Below are 22,052 nucleotides of genomic sequence, written 5' to 3'. Positions count from 1 at the left end.
TTTTTGGCATCATATATATTAATAAGTTTTCTACGATACAATATTATGATTATTCTTTATATTTAAATAATTTTCTGTTCTTAAAAATACCACGTGATTTGAGAACTTGTTCACTACATTAATCAAGCCTGTGAGGTACTTTATGATAAAAAAAATGCTGCTGTGGACAGGGCTGTCCCTTTTTGCGGTAATTCTACTGTCTTTTTTTGCTTACAGAAGGATTAACCTGTTTACTTTTATTAATTCGTCCTTTTATGTATCTGGTGCTTTATTGATTATTTCTTTTTTAACCCTAGTGATCCAGAAAGGATTTTTCGATGGAATATTTTACGGGTTTAGGTCTTTGACCCAGCTACGTGACAATTCAGAAGGTAATGAAGAAATCACGCCCCTTTCGGAATTGATAAGCTTTAAATACTCCACCATGCTGGGCACTGGATTGATCATGCTGTTCCTCATGCTGATTGCCCTGATCGGATACTACTTATAATTTTTTGAATTTATGGACAGGCTGAAGCAAGCTTCTATTTTAAAAGCTGTGGAATTCCCAGGGATTTATCCTTAAAATAAGATAGAGATGCTAATAGAGGAGTGACTTTGTCAGTGAAAAGAATTTTTTCAGGAATACAGCCCACCGGTTCAGTAACGTTGGGCAACTATATTGGGGCAATGAAGCAGTTTGTTGAACTGCAGCATGAATATGACTGCTTCTTTTGTATAGTGGACCAGCATGCGATCACCGTTCCCCAGGACCGTCTTGAGCTTAGGAAGAACATCAGGAGCCTGGCAGCCTTGTATGTGGCTATAGGGCTGGACCCGGAAAAGAATACGATATTCATACAATCCGAGGTTCCCGCACATGCTCAGGCTGGTTGGTTATTGCAATGTATTTCCTACATAGGCGAATTAGAGAGAATGACTCAGTTCAAGGATAAATCGGCGGGAAAGGAAGGCGTTTCTTCCGGATTGCTTACTTACCCTCCACTCATGGCAGCTGACATTCTGTTATACAATACTGATTTAGTGCCTGTCGGTGAAGACCAAAAACAGCATATCGAGCTTACAAGGGATCTGGCTGAGCGGTTTAACAAAAAATACAATGATATCTTTACGATACCTGAGATCAGCCTTCCAAAGGTTGGCGCCAGAATCATGTCGCTCCAGGAGCCATCAAAAAAAATGAGCAAATCGGACCCAAATAAAAAAGCGACGATAACCCTTCTTGATGACCCAAAGCAAATTGAGAAGAAGATCAAGAGTTCTGTGACCGATTCTGAAGGAATCGTTAAATATGATAAAGATAACAAGCCTGGAGTATCCAACCTGCTTTCAATTTACTCCATTTTCAGTAAACAAAGTGTTTCAGAGATTGAGAAGGAATATGAAGGCAAGGGATATGGAGATTTTAAAGCAGGCCTTGCCGAAGTATTGCTGAAGGAAATTACCCCAATCCAGGAACGATATTATGAGCTGCTGGAATCCAAAGAGCTAGATGAAATTTTGGACAGAGGTGCTGAAAAAGCAAATGCGGAAGCAAACAAAATGCTCCGTAAAATGTATACTGGCATGGGCTTGGGGAGAAAAAGATAATAATTTATTATCGGAAGCGCCCTGATTGAATGATCCTCGGCTAATTGCTGCCACCTCCTATGGCAAATGCCGAAATCAGCACAGGATGGCAACGTCTTTACTGCCACATCCTGTGCGTAGGGGCTGGGCGCTGGAGCTGGCCACCGGTTTAAGTCAAAGTTTAATTCCGTTGTCATAAAACAGCAAAGCTGCAGCCGCCATGTTTGGCGGCTGCAGCTTTTTGAATTAAATAATTACCGAAAAATATTTTTGCATTAATAAAAGATTCGAAGCCGGTCCAAATTAGAGAATCTGTTAATTACAGTGAAAGACTCCTGCAGATCAGCTGGACAGGTGAGACTCCTTGATGTACGGCAGCATGAGAAGGCTTACAGCCCGCCCCACGGAAAGCGAAGCGTCTGTAACGTAAATAACAGACTTGATGCAGCAAGCTAATAAAGAAACTGTAGGTAAGAGCGATTTACATCGAGTTTGCCTACAGCCTGCCTATAGTGCTTACAGCATGGATGGGCTATCTCCCACTTCCATTTCCCACAGTTTTTCAAAGAAAGGCTGTCCCTTAACAAGGTGCTCGCACAGCAGCAGATGCTTATCCGACCATCCTTCCAGCAGCTCCTGGTACAGCTCCTGCCAGGCATTCTCGAATTCAAGCTCCATAATATACCCGTATTTTTCCGGTGCCCATTCTGTATACCAGTAGCGGATTTCCGGTGTATTCTTCGCCGTGAACAACTGATCCAAGGCCATGAAAAGCAATTGCTTAAGCTGCCGTTCCTTACGGGTAAGCCCCTTCATATAATCTGGACTAAGTGATAGAATATGGTGCTCTTTCTTGGCATTCTTTTTCTCAGAAAATGTGTAATCCATCGCATCGTGATCTTCCACCATATCATAAACAATTTGTTCCTGGCGCGGGATAAGCCTGCTTTTTCTTATTGGTATATGATATCCAATGGTATCAACAGCAAGTATGCCTTGACCATCCGTAACAACAAAACAATAGTCCATTTGAATTCGCTCATGATTTTTTCTTGCAAACGCTTTTTGGTAGACGTCATTGAGAAGGGCCTCAGGTAATTCCGAAAGGTCATTTTCTATGTAGTTAAACAAAGGAGCTGAAATTTTCAGTAATGGTACCTGATCAAGCAATTCGATACCGTCATCTTTTCTCCATTCATGAAAGTGGCAGATATTATAGCCATTTTCTTCACCTTCAAACCAATTCACCCATACATCATGAAGATATAACATCATCTAACCCCTCGCTTACAAAGAATCTATTTGTCCCTCAGTATAGGCATTGTATTAATAAAATATTCCTATGTTGAGCATGCATACCATAAAATAGTCAAAACAGCTTTCATATAATAGTTCATGTCTATATATACAGACTTCCCCATATCATAACAAGCCCGATTGGCAGAAGGTAAAATTCAATGCTGGTTAATAAGAAAAAGATGTACTCAAACACATTATGTCCTGCTGCAAGTAAATTGAGGTAGGCGACAGCTGTCAGGCAACCCGAAACCGCGAGTGATAACCCGACAGCTAAAACCAGGAATCGGAACAATACATCTGCTATCCTTGCCGATAATGGCCTCTTCTGATTAGAATACATATTTCAGTCCCCTAATTCCGTTTTGTACAATATATGGAGGGGGTGTTTCAAATATGTGGAGGTGTTATGAATCGGCTGCATAATTTAGTTTCTATTTTTTATACTGCCTAATACCATCATTGCCCAAGCGGCAGTTTCTAAATATAAATTCATAAGTTCTTAGAAAGGTCTTTTTATTCCTATGCATGCCTGCCAGGGATTTCAACTATTGCCCTAAGATCCCGAAAATCGGCGAATGTAATATACATATAAGCATTGCCTCAACTTTCAGAACAAATTTAATATATGCATGTACTTGATAAGATAACCTGAAATATAAAACTCCAGCTTACCTTTAAGCATGATTTATACATCATTTGTATTTATTCAGGTAAAAATTCGGTTGACTCGATAGTAAAGGTCTTTGATATAGGAATGAAGCCTTTCTTCTTTACAAGGTAAAATCCCGTGCTGTAACCCATCATACTTGGATATGGCCGCTTGCCGAACAGTAGTTTATCATGAAGCGGGTGCTGGCGCGGAATTTCGGCTGCCCCCTTTAAATACTTTTTCCAATATTGCTCCATCTCCTTGTCACTGTAGAGTTTTGTCCAATTAGCCAGATACTCCTTCCCTACATGCTTTTCAACTGCGTGCTCTGCCAGCCCCTCCATAATCATTGAATCAAGCAATCCGGCAGTTTCTTCTTTTGCCTCCTTCTTCTGAAGGCGGCAAACATGGTGGTATTCATGGACCATTACTGCCTCCATCTCCTTGTCATCGTAACCTTGATGCAAAAACAGAAAAAGTTTATCTCTGAAAGCAAGCCCTGCTTTATTCTCCCTTCTCCTTAAAAATCCATTCACGGCCTTCATTGGAAATAAATAAACCGGAATATCGGGACCCCCCCATAGCTTCTTATATTTTTCAAATAGTTGTTCAGCCTTACTCCATGCATCATTTTTCACGAGAAATTCAAAGGATTTTTTGGCCCATGCATCTGGCTTATACATCCCATGCTGCTGCAGATATTCATATACTCTATCAGGCCTATCTTCAGAAAATGTATCCATGATTGAGCCACAAATCTTAACTGGATTGGAAAAATTGTCATTCAGCCACTCTTTCGTTTGTATAACAGCCATGCGCACACCTCAAATTGAGATAGAATAATAGGCAAATTTCATCCCTTATGCCTAATAAACAGAATTTCCTTATCACTTTAACTCCTAAAACGGACCAATCCTTAGAACTTCGCACTCTTAAACAGGGCCCCTTCAGGGTAGTTTTAATAAGGGACCGGGTTGCTGCTTTTTATATATTTATGCGCGGTTTTAAGTGGAGGAACCGATTTTCCTCTTATATAATGGAAAACAATCCCTGATGATTCTAGGTTTATATGAAGACGGATAGGGAAATTTCTTACTGTGGTGCATAAATCATCTTTTAGTAAGGAGGCTGAGGAGAATGGATAGAAAAAAATTGCTTATGAGTGGATTAGCCTTAGGAGCAGCGTATCTATTAAAAGACAAAGGTTCCCGTCAGAAACTAATGAATCGAGTGTCTGGAAAATCTGGAAAACATAAAGCTTAATGGCAGCCGTTTATTCCAAAATAAACAGGTGACGATAAAAACAGTATTTTTTGCATACAAAAAAGCACACGGATTGGTGTGCTTTTTGTATTTGTTTCAATTATCACTTTTCAAACTTCTTAAAAACAATGGTAGCATTGTGGCCGCCAAAGCCCAGGGAATTGCTCATGCCGATAGAAACATCTTGTCTTCTCGCTTCGTTGGCGACATAATCAAGGTCGCACTCCGGATCTGGAGTTTCCAGGTTGATCGTCGGAGGAACGATGCTGTCCCTGATTGCCTGGATCGTAAAAATCGCTTCCACTCCCCCAGCTGCACCCAATAAATGTCCGGTCATGGATTTGGTGGAGCTCATTAAAAGCTTGTATGCATGGTCTCCAAATACATCTTTGACAGCCATGGTTTCATATTTGTCATTATAAGGAGTACTTGTTCCATGTGCGTTTATATATTCTATATCCTCAGGAGTTAAACCTGCGTCTTCAATAGCCATTCGCATAGCACGTGCACCGCCTTCTCCCCCCGGAGACGGAGCGGTAATATGGTAAGCATCGCCTGTAGCACCATAACCCACGATTTCCGCATATATTTTCGCACCTCTTGCCAAGGCATGCTCCATTTCTTCGAGGACAACAATTCCTGACCCTTCTCCAATAACAAAACCATCACGATTTTGGTCAAATGGTCGGCTTGCCGTCTTTGGATCTGGATTCGTGGACAGGGCAGTGTTCGCACAAAATCCTGCTACGGACATTTTTGTAATCGGTGCTTCTGCTCCTCCAGTTACCATAGCATCTGCGTCTCCGCGCTGAATGACCTTGAATGCATCCCCGATAGAGTTTGTACCGGTAGCACATGCAGTTACAGTACAGGAGTTGACCCCTTTTGCTCCAAGCATGATGGAAACCTGGCCAGCTGCCATATCAGGGATAATCATTGGCACGAAAAATGGGCTAACCCGCTTGTATCCCCTGTTTTGAAAAATTTCATATTGATTTTCAAATGTCTCCATGCCGCCAATGCCTGAACCAATCCATACTCCGACCCTCGGTGCATTTTCCTCGGTTATTTCCAGTCCGGCATCCTTAACCGCCATCGTTGAAGCAGCTATGGCATAATGTGTGAAACGGTCCATCTTTCTGGCATCTTTCCGCTCGATATACTGTTCTATGTCAAAGTCCTTTACTTCTGCGGCAACCTTGGCTGGATATTCATCCGCATTCAATCTTGTAAGCGGGCCAACACCAGATTGACCAGCAAGAATGTTTTTCCAGGTTGATTCCGCGTCATTCCCTAAAGGTGTTACCGAACCTATGCCAGTAACTACTACCCTGCGTTTACTCATTTGCAATTTTCTCCTTTCAAATATACCTCATCCTATTGTAAATGATTTTAATTGCTGATTATCTTCCCCATCTTAGAGCTATGGCGCCCCATGTAAGTCCGCCTCCAAAGCCTACCATGACAAGCAGGTCGTCATCTTTGATCCTACCGGCTTCCTTCTCTTCAATCATGGCAATGGGAATGGATGCAGCAGAGTTATTGCCGTATTTATGAACCGTTTTAGACATTTTTTCAACAGGCAGCTCAAGCCTTTCCCTCGCGGATTCCATAATTCGGATGTTGGCCTGGTGAGGAATAAGGAAATCCACATCTTCCTTTTTTAATCCTGCCTTATTCAGGACATTAATACAGGACTCTCCCATTTGGCGGACCGCAAATTTAAATACTTCACGGCCATTCATTACGATTTTTTCCTTTTGGTACAAATGCTTTCCTCCCGTACCATCAGCACCCAAATCAAATGAAAGGATTCCCCTTCCGTCGGATACCGGACCCATTACGGCAGCACCAGCTCCGTCCCCAAACAGGACAGCTGTATTGCGGTCTTCCCAGTCTGTGATTTTAGAAAGCTTCTCGACCCCTACAATCAAAACGTGCTTATAAACTCCATTGTTAATGAACTGCTGGGCGGTAACCATGGCATACATAAAGCCTGCACATGCAGCACTAATATCCATCGCTGCAGCTCTCATTGCGCCGAGCTTTTCCTGGATCATGCACGCGACTGAAGGAAAGGGCTGGTCAGGCGTAACGGTTGCGACCAAGATCAAATCAATATCTTCCCCGCTAATGCCTGCTTCTTTTATCGCCTGGCTCGCTGCCTCATATGCCATGTCTGAGGTGTCAACATGATCATCTGCGATTCTTCTTTCCTCTATTCCAGTTCTGGTGCGAATCCACTCATCACTAGTATCCATAATCTTTTCAAGATCTGCATTTGTAACAACTTTGTCGGGTAAATAGCGGCCCATTCCTAGAATGCCTGCATTCATAATGACAACCCCTTATAGTAATTTTCTCGCCAATTTATATAATCAATTATTATTACCTGGTACTAATTTTATATAAATTCCTACCTTCATGCAATAGTTACGACCCCGGTTTTTCTTTAGTTGATAATCTATTGGACAAGAGCCTAATCATAGCCAGCTGTACATACATACTTTGTAATAAGAGATTAACGTAAAGGAAGTGTCGGTTCTTATGGATAATTTCGACAGCAAAAAACCTGTACCCCGCAACGACCGGCTGTCACAATTAATGTATGGGAAAAGAAGAGAGCCGCCAAAAAGTGAACCTGAAAACATAATAGAAAAATACGCCGGCAATATTGACTATGCCCAGCTCATGGAGAGTATGCAGACATTAATGGAAGCGTACCATGAACTTAAGCCGGCAATATCAAAAATAAGCCCGCTCATCACCCAGTTTATCAATAAGAATAAGCAATAACCGTGGCAGGCAGCACTCGGAACATGCGATTGATACTCCGAACTCTGCTTGGAGAAACGCGTTTAGAGCAGGCATAAAAAAGCTGTCAATCCAGGCAACATTGCCAGAATGACAGCTTCCATTGTGATAAAACTGCGCGATATAACTTAACAACTACGATACTAGTTGCCGGGCAGTTTTCCGGTTTCCATGTATTTGTCGATTTCTTTTTTTACATCATCCTGGAATGCTTGGCCCACCAGCGTGCTAAATTTACACATGGAAATCACATCCTCTTTGAAATCGAAATAAAGGTCTGCTGCTTATAGTTTTTTGTTATTAAATCTTTCTGCAGCGAGTACATGTAAACATGTCGACATGCTGGATTGTACTCGTCAGCACCACCAATTCTAAATCAGTCTGGTCTGACACATAGCCAATAGCGTAAAGGCCCTTTTCCTTCAGTCTTTCTATAACGGTACATTGCAGCCATCTCCTGCGGGATAAACGACACCTGTTCCCTTAATCTCCATTTCAGTCTGCAGTGTAGACGCTTTATCGAGACCATCCCAATTTCCTGTATAGTGAATGTATGTCTACTGTGACATCTTTGTTCTGATAATTTGCTCCTTGTTCAGAACCTTGTACCTCCGGCTGCCAGTCAAAGGCCGCCCCAACTCCTGCCTTTTGTTTTTGACATATCGGCAGCGACCATTCCTCCAAAAAAACCATTGCTTCCGCCTTAAAATTTAGGTTCAGTTGCATCTCCGTTAAAACTGACGAAAAACGTATATCCCTGTAGTACTTTGCAAGCTTATTAAAGATGGCCGCAAAATCACTTCCATGCCCAACGATTAGATTGACCCTTTTTTCATGAAAGTCCTTTACTGCCTGCCCTGTTACGAGATCGAAATTCATGCCTTCTTTATAATAGACATTTACATCAAATCGGGATTGTACATTTAGCAGCCCTTTATAGCCCATCGTTCCCCAAACCTGATCATTAATGGTTTCCGAAACCAATAGCCCCACCTTTTTTAGCTTTTCCGAAGCTAAAGGCCGGTCACAGCTGCCAAAAGAAATGATAAGATAGAAAGGCTGAATGTTATTTTCCTTATCATGAAATGAATCCCTTCAAAAACCCGAAAAATCTGTAAGAAAAATAGGTATCGGTTATTATTGAAAAGCCTTTTTTACACAGAATAGGTCTATTTACAAATCAAATCACCAATTACAATGTACCTTTTTGAAATAATACTTGGAAGGCATTTTATTTATCCCTGTCACTCATTGATCAATCCGATTTTTTTTGCATGAGCTCTTTGCAGGGCAATCCCTGTATTCGGTGTTATGCTGTTTTCTATTTCATACAGGAATCCTTCTATCATTGGTTCCGGAGTATTTTGAAAGGGAGGAGGGGCTTTATGGAACACCTCTTTGAAGCATTCAATCCATTGGCCCCTCCGTGCATTTTGTACAATTACATTCTTCTGCTGCAGCATGGAAATTCTTTCAAAATGCTCTATGAAGTCACGGATATATAATGCATCTTCCTTATATTCCCGAGCTACCTTATCCCTTATGTCCCCGCTTTCTTTTTGCTGGAGGCCTGACTGAAAGACCATGCTTTTATGTTGCCATGGCCCATAAATGGTCGGGAGCAGCACTTGCATATATGGTTCATAGTCAGATAATTTTTTTTCGGTTCCCAGGCTGCCAACAAAAAATACCCGTGGACTTTCCTGGTCGGGCATACTGTTCAAAGAAAATAACCAGCTGTTGATCTCCTTTGCAATGCTCGAAATATCTGATGAAGGGGATTTATCAATATCATACCAACAGACAATGATATTCGTTTTGGAGTGAGCAGCATATTTTGTTATTTCATGAACATGACTAAAAGTGAAATTGGCATTCCTGCCAATCTCAAGCCGTTTTTCTTCTAGTAGTTGTGTATCTTTTTCCCAGTCGAACCCAAGTACTTCATATCCTTGCTCTAAAAGGTGACTGCTTAAATGAAAACCAACAAACTGTAAGGCACCTAAAATTATATATTGCATGAGCCAGGCCTCCCCCGCACACCTTTTTCTAGCTTCTGTATCGTATGCATCGCCAACCGGGAATATATCTAATTTTTTCTATAAGATTTCTTCATACTTCTTACAAAAGTGCTCTATCTGATGAGGGATCTTGTAACGTTTCTCTGGCAATAGGTATTGGATTTCCATCGTTTCTCTGCCGGGATTTTCTTCCAGTAACCTATAATATTCATATTGTTCTTTGTCGTTGGTTCCAATAACATGGATGATCTTAAGCGGAATGTCTATAGGCGGTCCGTATTCGGCAAGGCTCTCTATCTGTTTTTCACATTCTTTTGTTTCCATCTCATATGCTTGTGCTACTTCTTTAATCCACTTTTTATAGAAAAACTTGCTTTCCTTTTCCTTCGCCATGTTCTTTTTTAATGATAAAACAGGATTGATGAACACTGCAGAACGGATGGCATCCTTCATCTCATGCATTAGCTTCATCGCGGTCAGGGCTCCTGAACCCTCTGCAAGAATATGGATCCGTGAGTTTAAGATTTCATTTTTCATAACAAATAAATATAGCTCTCTGGCCAGTTCGACTGATTTAGGGCAGCCCCAGCTGCTCCCATAAAAATTGGAGGAGAACATCATATACCCAGCCGATTTCAGGTAGTCCAAGATTTGCAGCCTGCCCGGATGCTGCAGCCAATAGCTGCCTTCTTGATCAACGAATTGATTCCTGTCTCCAATTACCAGCACTGCAAAGCCGCTGGGACGCCAAGGATAGTAAACGATGCACCACTCGCTGTCAATTTGAAATGTCCGCTGCTCCATCTTTCATGCTCCTCTTTTGGATAATTCCCCTTTTAATGTATGCTTGCCACATTAAACGGAAAGTGAATCCGCCCATTCCCCCCGCCTAAATCAAGATAATGTGATATTGTTCTATTCGCTAAAGAGGAGAGCGTTATCCTTTATAAAAAACAGAAAAATGCTTTTATATACTTTTCGTAATATGTTAAAATAATAGTGATTGAATTGGAACGAGGTGAATTCAGTGAAATATTTTTGGACACTTTTCTGGACATTCTTATTAATTCACATGGTTACATATGTGGTTTCCTCTATGATTGGAACTCACTATGACTTTGGGACAGCAACAACACTAGCAATAATAACTGCTATTTTAATTATGATCGTGCCATCAATAATCCCTAATGATCCGGTTGAAAAAACACATCATTAAGCATTGGATAAGAAATGCGGAAGCGCCCTAAGCAGCCCCGGCCAGCATAAGACGTCACTCGCAGGGAGGCCTGCCTTCAGGTAGGGCGTGGACTTATGACCTCGAGTGGCTGGGCGCTGAAGCTAGACATCAGTCTAAACGAAAAAGTTATACTTATTTCTCTAATAAGAAAAGGACTTCATGCGCATGAAGTCCTTTTTTGTATACATTTTTTATCCCATACTTAAAGCCGTTCCCGATGCAGGGGAACGGCTGCAGCCTAGAATATTTACGGTGTCTTTACTCGTCTCCATACTCGGTCATCATTCGCTGTTTCTGGAAAACGCTGCCCTGCTCTAAGCTTGGCCATTCTTGGTTCCACTACCATGCTTCCTGTTTCACCAATTTCAACATAAATACCGTTATTAGGAGCTTTTTGACCTGGTTTGAATCGATTATTCTGTGCCATGCAATCTCTCCTTTTTGGCTGCCAGCTTATTCTTTCCTTTTTTGCGTGCTTAAAAACGAGGAAATATGAAACCCTCTGGCACTTACATGCCAGAGGGTCAATAACCTTTATTATGCCATGAGGTCTACCAGGATTGCCTTTTGTGCATGCAGCCGGTTTGCTGCCTGATGGAAGACAATGGAACGCGACCCGTCAATTACATCCTCAGTCACTTCCTCACCGCGGTGGGCGGGTAAGCAATGCATAAAATAAAAATCTTTTTTTGCATGTGCAACAAGGCTGCTGTTAATCTGATAATCTTTAAACGCATCTAGCCGAATGGCATTCTCCTTTTCCTGGCCCATTGAAGTCCAGACATCGGAGTATACGATATCAGCATCCTTTATTGCTTCTTCAGGACTTGTATGAATGGTAACCTTCCCATTATTCTTTTCAGCTTCTTTCTTGGCATTCTCAGAGATTTGTGCTTCCGGCCTGTATCCATCAGGACACCCAATGGCAAAATGCATACCTGCCTTAGCACAAGCCATCATCAGAGAGTGGGCCATATTGTTCCCATCTCCAATGTATGCCAGTTTCAGCCCCTTTAATTTTCCCTTCTTTTCCTGGATGGTCAGCAGGTCTGCCAGCGCCTGGCATGGATGTGCAAGGTCAGTTAGTCCATTGATCACAGGAACGGTGGCCGATTTTGCCAGTTCTTCTACCTTGGAATGCTCGAAGGTACGAATCATGATTCCATCTACATACTGAGACAGAACTTTGGCTGTGTCAGAAATCGTTTCTCCCCTTCCAATCTGCAATTCACTTCCGCTTAAGAATAAAGCATGGCCGCCCAATTGAAACATACCTACCTCAAATGAGACACGCGTCCTTGTTGAAGACTTCTCAAAAATCATGCCGAGCGTCTTTCCTTTTAATGGGTGATATTCCTCTCCCATTCCGTGCTTCGTTTTAATCTGCTTTGCCAGGTCCAAAAGCTCAAGTATATCCTCGCCTGATAGATCTGCAATCGCCAGGAAATCCTTTTGTCCTAAAATGTTTTTCCTCGGCAATGAAACTGCCTTCATATTTGTTTCACTCCTTCATCCTGTCTGGATAACCACCGGTTTAGTGAAGTAACTCCTATGTCAGTGTTTTCTTGAGACTGCAAGTAAGCGATAAAGGTTTCTTCTTCCGAAAACGCTAGAAGCCTATACTTTGCAGACATTAACCTCAAATATTTATCAGCGTCACTATTTCCGTAGGCTAGCACAATTCCGCCGCTTCCTGATTTTAGCCAGTTGTCAAAATCATCATTGGTTAACGTAAATCCTTGTATATTCAGTTCCTTATATAGCTGCATGTTGAGGCCAGATGTTGGAGAAACAAAAACCCTCCGTGAAGTGTTATTCGCCTGCAGATGGAAAACTTTTGCCATTGCTTCCGAAAACGTTTCTGCTATTGCAATGCCCTCTCCTGTAGACTTCATCTCAGGACCGATTTTGGAATCTAGCCCGCTTAATGCAAAGGTGGAGAATACTGGGTACTTCACGACTTTGTATGGGGTTTCCTCCACTAATCCCGTTGTTTCGAAAATATCCGACAGCTTATATTTCCCAAGCAATATCTTTGTAGCGGCCTGAACCATGGATACACCAGATATTTTGCTGATGATCGGGATGGTTCGGCTTGCGCGGGGGTTTACCTCTAAAACATAGATATTGCCTTGATTTAGAACAAATTGAATGTTCATCAGCCCTAAATACCCAAGCTCATTGACAATTTTTTTTGCATAGTCCGCCATAAGATGTTTTTCATGCTCAGAAATCTTCTCTGCTGGAAGCTTTGCAATGCTGTCTCCTGAATGGACTCCAGCCTTTTCTACATGCTCGGCAATCACAGGAATATAAATATCGTCTCCATCAGCAACCAGATCGATTTCTGCTTCCATGCCAGGTAGATAGGAATCTATTAAAACAGGATATAAAAGTTCAGGCCCTTCTTCCAGGCGATTGATGAGCTGCTGCCGCTCCTGAAAAATTTCCATTCCCTGGCCGCCTATTACATAGGAAGGCCTTATAAGGACAGGATAACCTATCTCCTCGGCATGCCTCGTCAGCTCTGTTACATTTTCTGCTATCGTACCTGGTACATGCGGAATGTCCAGTTTCCTTAATAGCTTATAAAAACGGTCTCTATCCTCGAGCTGGTCCAAGGTATCAAAGGAAGTGCCCAGAAGATTCACTCCGTATTCTTCAAGCCCTTTCGCCAGATTAATGGCTGTTTGACCGCCAAATTGAACAATCACATCCTTAATTTCCTCTGCTTCTATTACATTTAAAACATATTCCAGAGACAAGGGCTCAAAGTAAAGTCTGTCCGCAGTCGCAAAATCCGTGCTTACGGTTTCTGGATTATTATTGATCATGATTGTTTCGATGCCTTCTTTTTGAAGTGCATAGACGCCATGCACGGAACAGTAATCGAATTCAATCCCCTGCCCAATCCTGATTGGTCCGCTGCCTATGATAAGCACTTTTTTCTTGTTTGTCTTCATCTGTTCATTATTGCCAAAGTATGTGGAATAGTAATAATTGGTATGAGATTCAAATTCAGCCGCACAGGTATCTACCGTTTTATAAGAAGCAGCAACGCCATGATCCAACCGCAGCTTCCGCACTTCCTGTTCCTTGACCTTCCATAGTAGTGCAAGATGCCGGTCGGAAAATCCCTTTTCCTTGGCGAGTTGAATATCTTCCCTTGAAATGGTTTGTGGAGTCTTGTTCGCAAGTTTTTTTTCCATATCAATCAGGGAAGCAAATGAATGCAAAAAGAAATAATCGATATTCGTTGCAGCATGAATATCCTCCAGGGCCTCCCCTTTGCGGATAAGTTCAAAAACTGTAAATATCCTTTCATCTGAACATTCTTCAAGGTACTTCCATAGTTCTGCTGCAGGTTTATCATCCAAAGCAAGTAGCTGAAGGCCCACAGTCTTCAGTTCCAGTGAATCGACCGCCTTTTGGAGGGCTGCTTCAAAATTCCGGTGCAAGCCCATTACTTCCCCCGTTGCCTTCATCTGTGTTCCGAGTTTTCGGTTGGCATTTGTAAACTTGTCAAATGGCCATCTCGGGATTTTAACTGCCACATAATCAAGGGCCGGCTCAAAGCTTGCATAGGTGCTTTGGGTGACAGGATTGATGAGTTCTGACAGTAAATATCCTGCCGCAAGCTTTGCAGCAATCCGGGCTATCGGATAGCCTGTCGCTTTCGACGCTAATGCAGATGAACGGCTGACTCGCGGATTAACTTCTATCAAATAATAGTTTTTCCTTTTAGGGTCAAGTGCAAATTGAATATTGCACCCTCCAATAATGCCCAATGCAGAAATAATTTTTATAGAAGCTGAGCGCAGCATCTGAAATTCTTCGTCCGTTAAAGTTTGGGATGGGGCAACGACCACAGAGTCCCCTGTATGGATACCCACCGGATCAACATTCTCCATGTTACAGACTGTGATACAGGTGTTATTGGCGTCGCGCATTACTTCGTATTCAATTTCCTTGAATCCCGCGATACTTCTTTCAATAAGACACTGGGTAATCGGACTTTCCTGCAGCCCTCCCCTTACGAGCTCCCTGAGCCTTTCCTGGTCTTCGGCTATCCCTCCACCAGTCCCTCCAAGCGTGTATGCCGGCCGAACGATAATGGGAAAGCCGATTTCTTCGGCAAAATCCTCTGCCTCCTTAAGGGTATGGACAATTTTGCTTTCTGGAACAGGCTCATTGAGCTCAAACATAAGCTCCCTGAATAGCTCTCTGTCTTCTCCCTTCTTTATGGAATCGATGGGGGTTCCCAGGAGCTGAACATTATACTTGTCTAGCACTCCCGCCTCATAGAGCTGATAAGCCAGGTTAAGGCCGGTCTGTCCTCCCAAAGATGCGAGCAGTCCGTCCGGCCGTTCTTTTTCAATTATTTTTGTCAGCACCTCGCACGACAGCGGTTCTAAATAAACCGCATCCGCATGCATGCTGTCCGTCATGATTGTAGCGGGGTTATTATTAACAAGGATGACCTTATAGCCCTCTTCCTTAAGGGCAAGGCAAGCCTGCGTTCCCGCGTAATCAAATTCTGCAGCCTGGCCGATTACAATCGGTCCTGACCCAATCACCAAGATGGAATGTATAGATGTGTTCTTAGGCATATGCTTTTTCTCTCCCGCTGAAGTCATTAATCATTTTCATAAATTCCTGGAATAGCTGCATACTTTCTGCTGGTCCAGGGTTTGCCTCCGGATGGTATTGTGTCGTAATGATAGGCAGGTGATTATGAACCAAACCTTCGACAGTGCCATCATTTACATTACGGAAACGTACCGACAAAGCAGTATTCTTAAGGCTTTGTTCCTCTACTTCATAGCTGTGGTTCTGGGAGCTCATATATACTCGTTCTGTCTGCAGGTCAATCACTGGCTGATTCGCTCCCCTATGTCCGAAACGCATCTTCTTCGTATTTCCCCCGAAAGCCAGGGCCGTGAGCTGATGGCCCAGACAAATAGCCATTGTCGGGTAGGATGAGATAACTTTTTTTATGTTGCCAAGCAAGTGTTTAAGCTGTTTGGGATCTCCAGGACCGTTCGAGAGCAGGACGCCATCCGGATTTAACCCCCTGATCGTTTCATAGTCAGCATCATAAGGGACGACCGTAACCTTGTTATCCAATAAAAGAAGGGACTCCAGAATCGATTTCTTATAACCAAAATCCATTAGTACAACATGCTTCTCTCCATTCCCAAATACCTGTAAATCTGGTGAGGAAACCTCATGCACCACATTATTGGGTTCATTTGTCAATGTTAGAGCATTGAATTTTTCATTTGTTGTAATGACGGCTTCCATGGAACCTTCTTTTCTGATCTTTTTAACGAGCTCTCTTGTGTCCACCCTGCTTATCAGGGGAATATTCCATTTTTCCAGGTAATCTTTCAATGAATACTTCGCCTGGAAATGGGAATGGCTCATATTGCCCTCATACACAATGACTCCGGCAACATGAGGCTTCCGGCTTTCAAAATCATGCTCATTTATTCCGTAATTTCCGATTAACGGATAAGTAAATACGATAATTTGGTCCTTGTAAGATGGATCAGTCACAACCTCTTGATATCCTGTCATTCCTGTAAAAAAGACAACTTCCCCTGTGATTTCTTTCTGAAGGGCGTTCGTCATGTTAATACCTTCAAAGGAAGCCCCATTAGCTAAATGCAGATAAGCTTTCATAAAAAACACCTCATTTTTTTTGCATATTTATATATGAACAAGTATTTTTATACAATGTTTTTCTGAAAAAAACAGTCTTAAGAGACTGTTAGTGACTCAGAAAGGATTTTTGAAATTTTTTCAACCGCCGTATCTATTTCAGCGTATTCTACTGTTAAAGGAGGAAGAAGCCTTAACACATTTGGACCTGCCGTTAGAACAAGAAGCCCTTGTTCCTGGAGATCCAGCAATGCCTGCTGAGCCTCTACATTCAGCTCAATTCCTGCCATTAATCCAAAAGTACGCAGGTCTTTGACCATCTTTGTATCCTCCATTACTTTCTTAAGCGCGTTTTGGAGATACTCTCCTTTTTTTGCCGCTTCCTCCATAAATCCAGGCTGCATGATGGTTTGCAGCACAGCTACGGCAGCCGACGCACATAAAGGATTTCCTCCAAAAGTAGAACCATGGCTTCCGGGACCAAAATATTCTGCCAGTTCCTTCTTGCCAATCATGGCGCCTATCGGCAGGCCATTGCCAAGCCCTTTTGCGGAAGTAATAATATCGGGTTTAAAGTCGAAATGCTGATAGGCAAATGGTTTGCCCGTCCGGCCGATGCCCGTTTGAACCTCATCCACAATGATCAAGGCTCCTTTGGCCCTGCAAGCCTCTGTTATAGTATTCAAGAACTCCTGCTGTGCCACATGAATTCCGCCTTCTCCCTGAACAATTTCGAGCATTACAGCGGCAGTATCTTCATCCACAGCTTTTAATAGTTCAGCAGAATCATTGAAACTGACATATTCAAAGGTGGGAAGCATTGGCCCATACCCTGTTTTTATTTTATCCTGTCCCGTTGCAGCCATAGTGGCAAAGGTCCTTCCATGAAAGGAATTGTGGAAGGTTACAATTTTGTTGCGCGTGGTTGCTTTCCTGGCAAGCTTTATGGCAGCTTCATTAGCCTCGGCTCCGCTGTTACTGAAGAATACACAGTCCAGTCCTGCCGCCTCAGCCAGAAGATCGGCCGCTTTTTGCTGGACTCCAATTAGGAACATATTAGATGTATGCCAGAATTTACCTAGCTGAGTCTGTATAGCTTCGGTTACCTGGTCATTGCAGTGGCCCAAATTGGTTACCCCTATCCCGGATGTGAAGTCAAGGTACTCCTTGCCTTCCGTACTTGTCAGCCATGAACCCTTTGCATGTTCAGGTTCTATATTCCATCTAAGATAGGTAGGAAATAAAGAGTTCATTGATATATAGCCTCCTCACGGACAAACCTTGTCCCTAGAAATCGCTCATTTTCATAAAAGGTGTCTTTGCCGCTTACAATCATAACCTCTTTCGTGCCTTTCTGGAGTACCGAAAGCGCCGTTTCTACCTTTGGAATCATCCCTCCGTAAATATCACCCGATTCAATCATTTCACTGGTCTCCCTGGCGGTAAGCTGCTCGAGAATTTTCTTCTCCTTTAAAACCCCTTTTACGTCAGTTACAAATAAACACATTTCAGCGCCAAGAGCCTTTGCTACGGCTCCAGCCGCCATGTCGGCATTTACATTCAGCTTATTCCCTGTATCCGTAATAGCTATGGGAGTCAGGACAGGGCTGATCCCCTGATCTAAGACTAGCTTCAGTAAATTGGTATTAACATTCGAAACCTCACCGACAGCACCTAATTTAGTTTCATCAATGAAATTCCCCTGGAGGATTCCATCTGAACCATTCAAACCAATGGCCCGAACCCCGTTCATCTCCAGCTTATGGACAAGGCTCCGATTGGACTTCCCTGCAAGCATCAATTCAACCACCGCCAACACTTCTGCTGTGGTTTTTCTAAGTCCATCCACAAATACTGGCTCGATCCCATATTGTGAAAGCATATTATTTATATCAGAACCCCCGCCATGCACAAATACTAAGCGATATTCTTTAGCCTGCAGCTCTTTAATACTTTTAAAAAAGGAAGGGGACAGATTTTCCATGATGCTCCCCCCGCATTTAATAACAAGGATTTTCATCAGGGGCCTCCTTAGGAACGATAGCTTGCATTAATTTTCACATAATCGTATGTCAGGTCACAGCCCCAGGCGGTACCGGATTTGTCGCCTTCCTGCAGCTCAACATTTACCACCACGGTTTCGTTTTCAAGATACAGCTTTGCTTCTTCCTCTGAGAAGGAGGCAGGTTCTCCGTCTTTAAATACTTGTATCTCACCGAAGGAAATATTTACCTTTTCCGGAGTGAAAGGAACATCGCTCCTTCCCATTGCAGCAATCACTCTTCCCCAATTTGCATCCGAGCCATAGACGGCTGTTTTTACAAGATTTGATCCTATAATCGTTTTTGCCATTTTCATGGCATCAGGCTGTGTTTTCATGCCTGATACATTTACTTCAATCAGCTTTGTGGCCCCCTCTCCGTCCTTTGCAATCTGTTTAGCCAGATTCTCTGAGGTTTCACGGAGCAGGTCTACAAAAGTATCCCATTCCGGATGCTCAGGAGTTAAAGGATTGTTTCCTGCCTCGCCATTCGCTAATACAATCACCATATCATTTGTAGATGTATCGCCATCCACTGTGATTTGATTAAAGGTCACATCTGTTACCTGAGACAATGCTGCCTGAAGGTCCTGGCTTTCAATTGCAGCATCAGTTGTAATGAAACCAAGCATTGTAGCCATATTTGGGTGGATCATGCCCGACCCCTTTGCGGCACCGCCCATCTTGACCACCTTGCCATCAATGATAGCCTGGTATCCGCAGTTTTTTGTAATTGTATCGGTTGTAAGTATAGCCGTTTCAAAATCCTCGGCGCTTTCAATTGATTCACTTGGACATAACATCTCTATGCCTGCTTTGATTTTATCCATTGGCAAGAATTCTCCAATGACCCCCGTGGATGCAACTGCCATATAATGATCAGGAAGCCCGAATTGCGATGCAGCGTGCTTCCTCATTTCATACGCATCCATCATGCCCTTCTTTCCTGTACATGCGTTGGCGCAGGCACTATTGACGATTACTCCCTGAAGCTTGTTCTCTATTGTAATGCTGTCCCGGGTGACATCAAGCGGGGCAGCCTGTATGGCGCTTTGTGTATAAACTGCCGCACAGGCTGCAGGTGTTTCTGACAGGATCACACCGATATCCTTCTTGGAATATCGTAATCCAGCGTGAACTCCTGCTGCTTTAAAGCCGGATGGCGACAGGATATTCCCGAGCTTGATTTGTTGAATTCTTTCAACCTTTTGTAAAGTTTTCATGTCAGCCTCCTAAAAAGTTAAGGGTATAACGGAATATTCACTAATCCTGCCGTTTCTTCGATACCCATCATTATATTTGCATTTTGGACAGCCTGGCCGGCTGCTCCTTTCATCAAATTATCTATGACTGATGCAATGGTAACTTTATTGGTCCGTTCATCATAAGCAATTCCTATATCGCAGAAGTTAGAGCCAAAGACCTGTTTTGTGCTTGGAAAGGTATCCAATGGCTGTATTCTCACAAAATAGTGGTTTTCATAGATGGATTTATATAATTCTAGCAAGCTCTCGGTACTAGTCTCCTTCTTTAGCTTGACATACATGGTAGCCATGATGCCTCTTGTCATTGGTACTAAATGAGTTGTGAAGGATACTGGTCCCAGGTCTTGTGACCATATTCCGAGCTGTTGTTCAATTTCGGGTATATGCTGGTGCTTATGCACTTTATATATTTTGAAGTTTTCATTGATTTCGCTAAAATGTGTGGCTTGTGACGGTGTTTTCCCTGCCCCTGATATGCCCGATTTAGCATCTACGATTACGTCCTGCCCTAATCCCCATCCTTCTGTGAAAAGCGGAGCAAGCCCAAGCAAAGTGGCTGTTGGATAGCACCCCGGATTTGCAATCAGGCTGGCCTTTGCAATCTGTTCCCTATTCCATTCAGATAGACCATAAACAGACTTATCCAATATCCGCGCTTCTGCTGGTTGATGGTGATACCATTTTTCATACAGCTGCGGATCTTTCAATCTTAAGTCCCCGGATAGGTCGATTACCTTTATACCAAGTTCCACCAATGCGGGTACCAGTTTATTGGACACGCCGCTAGGAGTGGCAAGAAAAACGATATCTGCCTTTTTTGCAATCAGTTCGGGATCTATTTGCTCCAGCTTTTCATGCAGATGAAGTAAATGATGATTCTCTTCTCCCAAAACACTTCCAACCTGAGAGGATGTATGCAAGGATGCAATCTCCAAGGACGGGTGATTCTTGATGATTCTTATTAATTCCAAACCTCCGTATCCAGTGGCTCCTACAATCGACGCCTTCAAAAAACCATCTCCGTTTCAAAGAGTTACCAGTACAATAAAGAAATATTTTAAATTTTTTAATATGTTTTCCACCATTATATGACTGAATAAAAATAAAATCAAATGTATTATTATAAATTCCAACTAAATAACCAATCATTTTTCGGATAGGCCATGCATCTGCTCCAACAGGAACATCCCTAATATTTTTTATCAAATAATTATGTACAAAGACCCTTATACCCACGGAATTCTAGTTCAAACCTGTCTATTCAACTTTTTTTTGCGATTAATCCGCTTAAAGATAGAGAACTTATTACCCCTTCAACTTGCATGTTTATAAATCAATGACTATTCTGTAAATTTTATTTTAAGAATTTGGCAAGTTTATGACATTTCCACTATCTGCATAGTAATTAAGCCAAAACAGGTTGACTAAGGGTGTTTTTTCCTATTAAATCAATATCAAGCAAGAAGCGATTTCGTATCGGAGGGAAACTCATGCATCAATATGCTATACCTCTTCAGCTTCAGGAGATGATATACGATCATTATCCAGTCCGGAAAATAATGAAAGGCTGTTATGTTTTTCAGGAGAGCACCCCTGCAAAAGAGCTATTTTTCATTCTGGAGGGAAAAGTTCAGCTCTCTAAAATTATTCCGGACGGCAGAGAACTCGCATTGCGGGTATGTTCCCGAAACGAGATAGTAGGAGAAATGGTTCTTTTCTCTTCATCACCGAAATATATGATGAACGCGAAGATGATAGAAGCTGGAAAGGTTGCAGTTATTCCAAAGGTGGACCTGGAGGAGAAAATTACCTTGAATGGAGAGCTTGCTATCGGAGTCATGAAGTGGCTGGCTGACCAGTATAGAATTACCCAGACTAAATTCCGGGACTTAATCCTTCATGGAAAAAAAGGGGCTTTATATTCCACCCTCATTCGTCTCACAAATAGTTATGGAGTCAAACATGAAGCCGGAATCACGATCAGCCTTCCTTTAACAAATCAGGATCTGGCAAATTTCTGTGGTACATCCAGGGAGGGAATCAACCGAATGCTCAGCGAACTGAGAAATTATAGAATCATCTCCAGTGAAAAGGGGATTATTACGATCCATGATTTGGAACATTTAAAGCGGGAAATCCACTGTGAAGATTGTCCTATAGAAGTATGCAATATAGAATAGGACCGGCACAAAAATCTCCCCAGTACAGGACGGAATACGATGGATTTTTT

22 protein-coding genes are annotated in these 22,052 nt (G+C 42.5%); 6 read left to right on the top strand and 16 right to left on the bottom strand.

The features are described 5' to 3' along the window. Positions 1-142: 142 nt before the first annotated feature. A complete protein-coding gene (locus V1500_RS05895; RefSeq protein ID WP_409304654.1) occupies positions 143-490 on the top strand; it encodes a DUF3899 domain-containing protein in 348 nt (115 codons plus the stop codon). 113 nt (positions 491-603) lie between these two features. After that, positions 604-1,590 (top strand): tryptophan--tRNA ligase, encoded by a 987-nt coding sequence (gene trpS / locus V1500_RS05890; RefSeq protein ID WP_409304653.1) that lies wholly within the window; start codon positions 604-606, stop codon positions 1,588-1,590. A gap of 495 nt (positions 1,591-2,085) precedes the next feature. Here the strand turns inward: trpS and V1500_RS05885 are convergent, their stop codons facing one another. The 3 genes from V1500_RS05885 to V1500_RS05875 form a co-directional block, all read right to left on the bottom strand. Further along, positions 2,086-2,841 carry a YjbA family protein gene (locus V1500_RS05885; RefSeq protein ID WP_409305927.1) on the bottom strand — a complete coding sequence of 252 codons (756 nt, stop codon included), beginning with the start codon at positions 2,839-2,841 and terminating at the stop codon, positions 2,086-2,088. Positions 2,842-2,968: 127 nt separating this feature from the next. Continuing rightward, positions 2,969-3,208, bottom strand: a complete 240-nt coding sequence (locus V1500_RS05880) for a hypothetical protein (RefSeq protein ID WP_409304652.1) — start codon at positions 3,206-3,208, stop codon at positions 2,969-2,971. A 362-nt stretch (positions 3,209-3,570) separates the two neighbouring features. After that, complete coding sequence (locus V1500_RS05875; RefSeq protein WP_409304651.1) at positions 3,571-4,332, bottom strand: DUF2268 domain-containing protein; 762 nt, start codon at positions 4,330-4,332, stop codon at positions 3,571-3,573. Between the two features lie 322 nt (positions 4,333-4,654). On the opposite strand from V1500_RS05875, the gene V1500_RS05870 reads away from it, so the two are divergent. Further along, positions 4,655-4,780 (top strand): hypothetical protein, encoded by a 126-nt coding sequence (locus tag V1500_RS05870; protein WP_409304650.1) that lies wholly within the window; start codon positions 4,655-4,657, stop codon positions 4,778-4,780. Between the two features lie 103 nt (positions 4,781-4,883). Here the strand turns inward: V1500_RS05870 and fabF are convergent, their stop codons facing one another. Together fabF and V1500_RS05860 are read right to left on the bottom strand one after the other, a co-directional pair. After that, the gene (gene fabF, locus V1500_RS05865) at positions 4,884-6,125 is read right to left on the bottom strand and encodes a beta-ketoacyl-ACP synthase II (RefSeq protein ID WP_409304649.1); all 1,242 of its coding nucleotides are present in this window, start codon (positions 6,123-6,125) and stop codon (positions 4,884-4,886) included. 58 nt (positions 6,126-6,183) lie between these two features. Beyond that, complete coding sequence (locus V1500_RS05860; protein ID WP_409304648.1) at positions 6,184-7,116, bottom strand: beta-ketoacyl-ACP synthase III; 933 nt, start codon at positions 7,114-7,116, stop codon at positions 6,184-6,186. 211 nt (positions 7,117-7,327) lie between these two features. Here V1500_RS05860 and V1500_RS05855 point away from each other — a divergent pair, with 211 nt between their 5' ends. Beyond that, positions 7,328-7,576 carry a hypothetical protein gene (locus tag V1500_RS05855; protein ID WP_409304647.1) on the top strand — a complete coding sequence of 83 codons (249 nt, stop codon included), beginning with the start codon at positions 7,328-7,330 and terminating at the stop codon, positions 7,574-7,576. 534 nt (positions 7,577-8,110) lie between these two features. Here the strand turns inward: V1500_RS05855 and V1500_RS05850 are convergent. The 3 genes from V1500_RS05850 to V1500_RS05840 all read right to left on the bottom strand — a co-directional run bounded on the left by V1500_RS05850 (position 8,111) and on the right by V1500_RS05840 (position 10,419). Continuing rightward, positions 8,111-8,578 carry a BMP family ABC transporter substrate-binding protein gene (locus tag V1500_RS05850; protein ID WP_409304646.1) on the bottom strand — a complete coding sequence of 156 codons (468 nt, stop codon included), beginning with the start codon at positions 8,576-8,578 and terminating at the stop codon, positions 8,111-8,113. A 260-nt stretch (positions 8,579-8,838) separates the two neighbouring features. After that, positions 8,839-9,615 (bottom strand): hypothetical protein, encoded by a 777-nt coding sequence (locus tag V1500_RS05845; protein WP_409304645.1) that lies wholly within the window; start codon positions 9,613-9,615, stop codon positions 8,839-8,841. Between the two features lie 78 nt (positions 9,616-9,693). Next, a complete protein-coding gene (locus tag V1500_RS05840; RefSeq protein ID WP_409304644.1) occupies positions 9,694-10,419 on the bottom strand; it encodes a hydrolase in 726 nt (241 codons plus the stop codon). A 223-nt stretch (positions 10,420-10,642) separates the two neighbouring features. Here V1500_RS05840 and V1500_RS05835 point away from each other — a divergent pair, with 223 nt between their 5' ends. Continuing rightward, positions 10,643-10,831, top strand: a complete 189-nt coding sequence (locus V1500_RS05835) for a YjzD family protein (protein WP_409304643.1) — start codon at positions 10,643-10,645, stop codon at positions 10,829-10,831. Between the two features lie 268 nt (positions 10,832-11,099). On the opposite strand, the gene V1500_RS05830 is transcribed toward V1500_RS05835, so the two are convergent. The 8 genes from V1500_RS05830 to argC form a co-directional block, all read right to left on the bottom strand. After that, positions 11,100-11,279: a YjzC family protein gene (locus tag V1500_RS05830; RefSeq protein WP_409304642.1), complete on the bottom strand. Its 180-nt coding sequence runs from the start codon at positions 11,277-11,279 to the stop codon at positions 11,100-11,102. A gap of 110 nt (positions 11,280-11,389) precedes the next feature. Continuing rightward, positions 11,390-12,346 (bottom strand): ornithine carbamoyltransferase, encoded by a 957-nt coding sequence (gene argF, locus V1500_RS05825; RefSeq protein ID WP_409304641.1) that lies wholly within the window; start codon positions 12,344-12,346, stop codon positions 11,390-11,392. Beyond that, on the bottom strand, positions 12,343-15,462 hold the full coding sequence (locus V1500_RS05820; RefSeq protein WP_409304640.1) for a carbamoyl phosphate synthase large subunit: 3,120 nt from the start codon (positions 15,460-15,462) through the stop codon (positions 12,343-12,345). Before V1500_RS05820 ends, argF begins: the two co-directional genes overlap by 4 nt. Further along, complete coding sequence (locus V1500_RS05815; protein ID WP_409304639.1) at positions 15,455-16,537, bottom strand: carbamoyl phosphate synthase small subunit; 1,083 nt, start codon at positions 16,535-16,537, stop codon at positions 15,455-15,457. The genes V1500_RS05820 and V1500_RS05815 overlap by 8 nt, the downstream gene beginning before the upstream one ends. 77 nt (positions 16,538-16,614) lie before the next feature. Next, positions 16,615-17,769 (bottom strand): acetylornithine transaminase, encoded by a 1,155-nt coding sequence (locus V1500_RS05810; RefSeq protein ID WP_409304638.1) that lies wholly within the window; start codon positions 17,767-17,769, stop codon positions 16,615-16,617. Then, the gene (gene argB, locus V1500_RS05805) at positions 17,766-18,536 is read right to left on the bottom strand and encodes an acetylglutamate kinase (protein ID WP_409304637.1); all 771 of its coding nucleotides are present in this window, start codon (positions 18,534-18,536) and stop codon (positions 17,766-17,768) included. Before argB ends, V1500_RS05810 begins: the two co-directional genes overlap by 4 nt. A gap of 11 nt (positions 18,537-18,547) precedes the next feature. Next, on the bottom strand, positions 18,548-19,780 hold the full coding sequence (gene argJ / locus V1500_RS05800; protein ID WP_409304636.1) for a bifunctional ornithine acetyltransferase/N-acetylglutamate synthase: 1,233 nt from the start codon (positions 19,778-19,780) through the stop codon (positions 18,548-18,550). 17 nt (positions 19,781-19,797) lie between these two features. After that, the gene (gene argC / locus V1500_RS05795; RefSeq protein WP_409304635.1) at positions 19,798-20,832 is read right to left on the bottom strand and encodes an N-acetyl-gamma-glutamyl-phosphate reductase; all 1,035 of its coding nucleotides are present in this window, start codon (positions 20,830-20,832) and stop codon (positions 19,798-19,800) included. A gap of 480 nt (positions 20,833-21,312) precedes the next feature. Between argC and V1500_RS05790 the strand changes: the two genes are divergently transcribed. Next, positions 21,313-22,002 carry a Crp/Fnr family transcriptional regulator gene (locus tag V1500_RS05790; RefSeq protein WP_409304634.1) on the top strand — a complete coding sequence of 230 codons (690 nt, stop codon included), beginning with the start codon at positions 21,313-21,315 and terminating at the stop codon, positions 22,000-22,002. Positions 22,003-22,052 lie beyond the last annotated feature (50 nt).

It is taken from the genome of Peribacillus sedimenti, assembly GCF_046237635.1.
Classification (GTDB): Bacteria; Bacillota; Bacilli; order Bacillales; family DSM-1321; genus Peribacillus; species Peribacillus sedimenti.
This window is presented reverse-complemented; position numbering and strand designations above follow the sequence as displayed.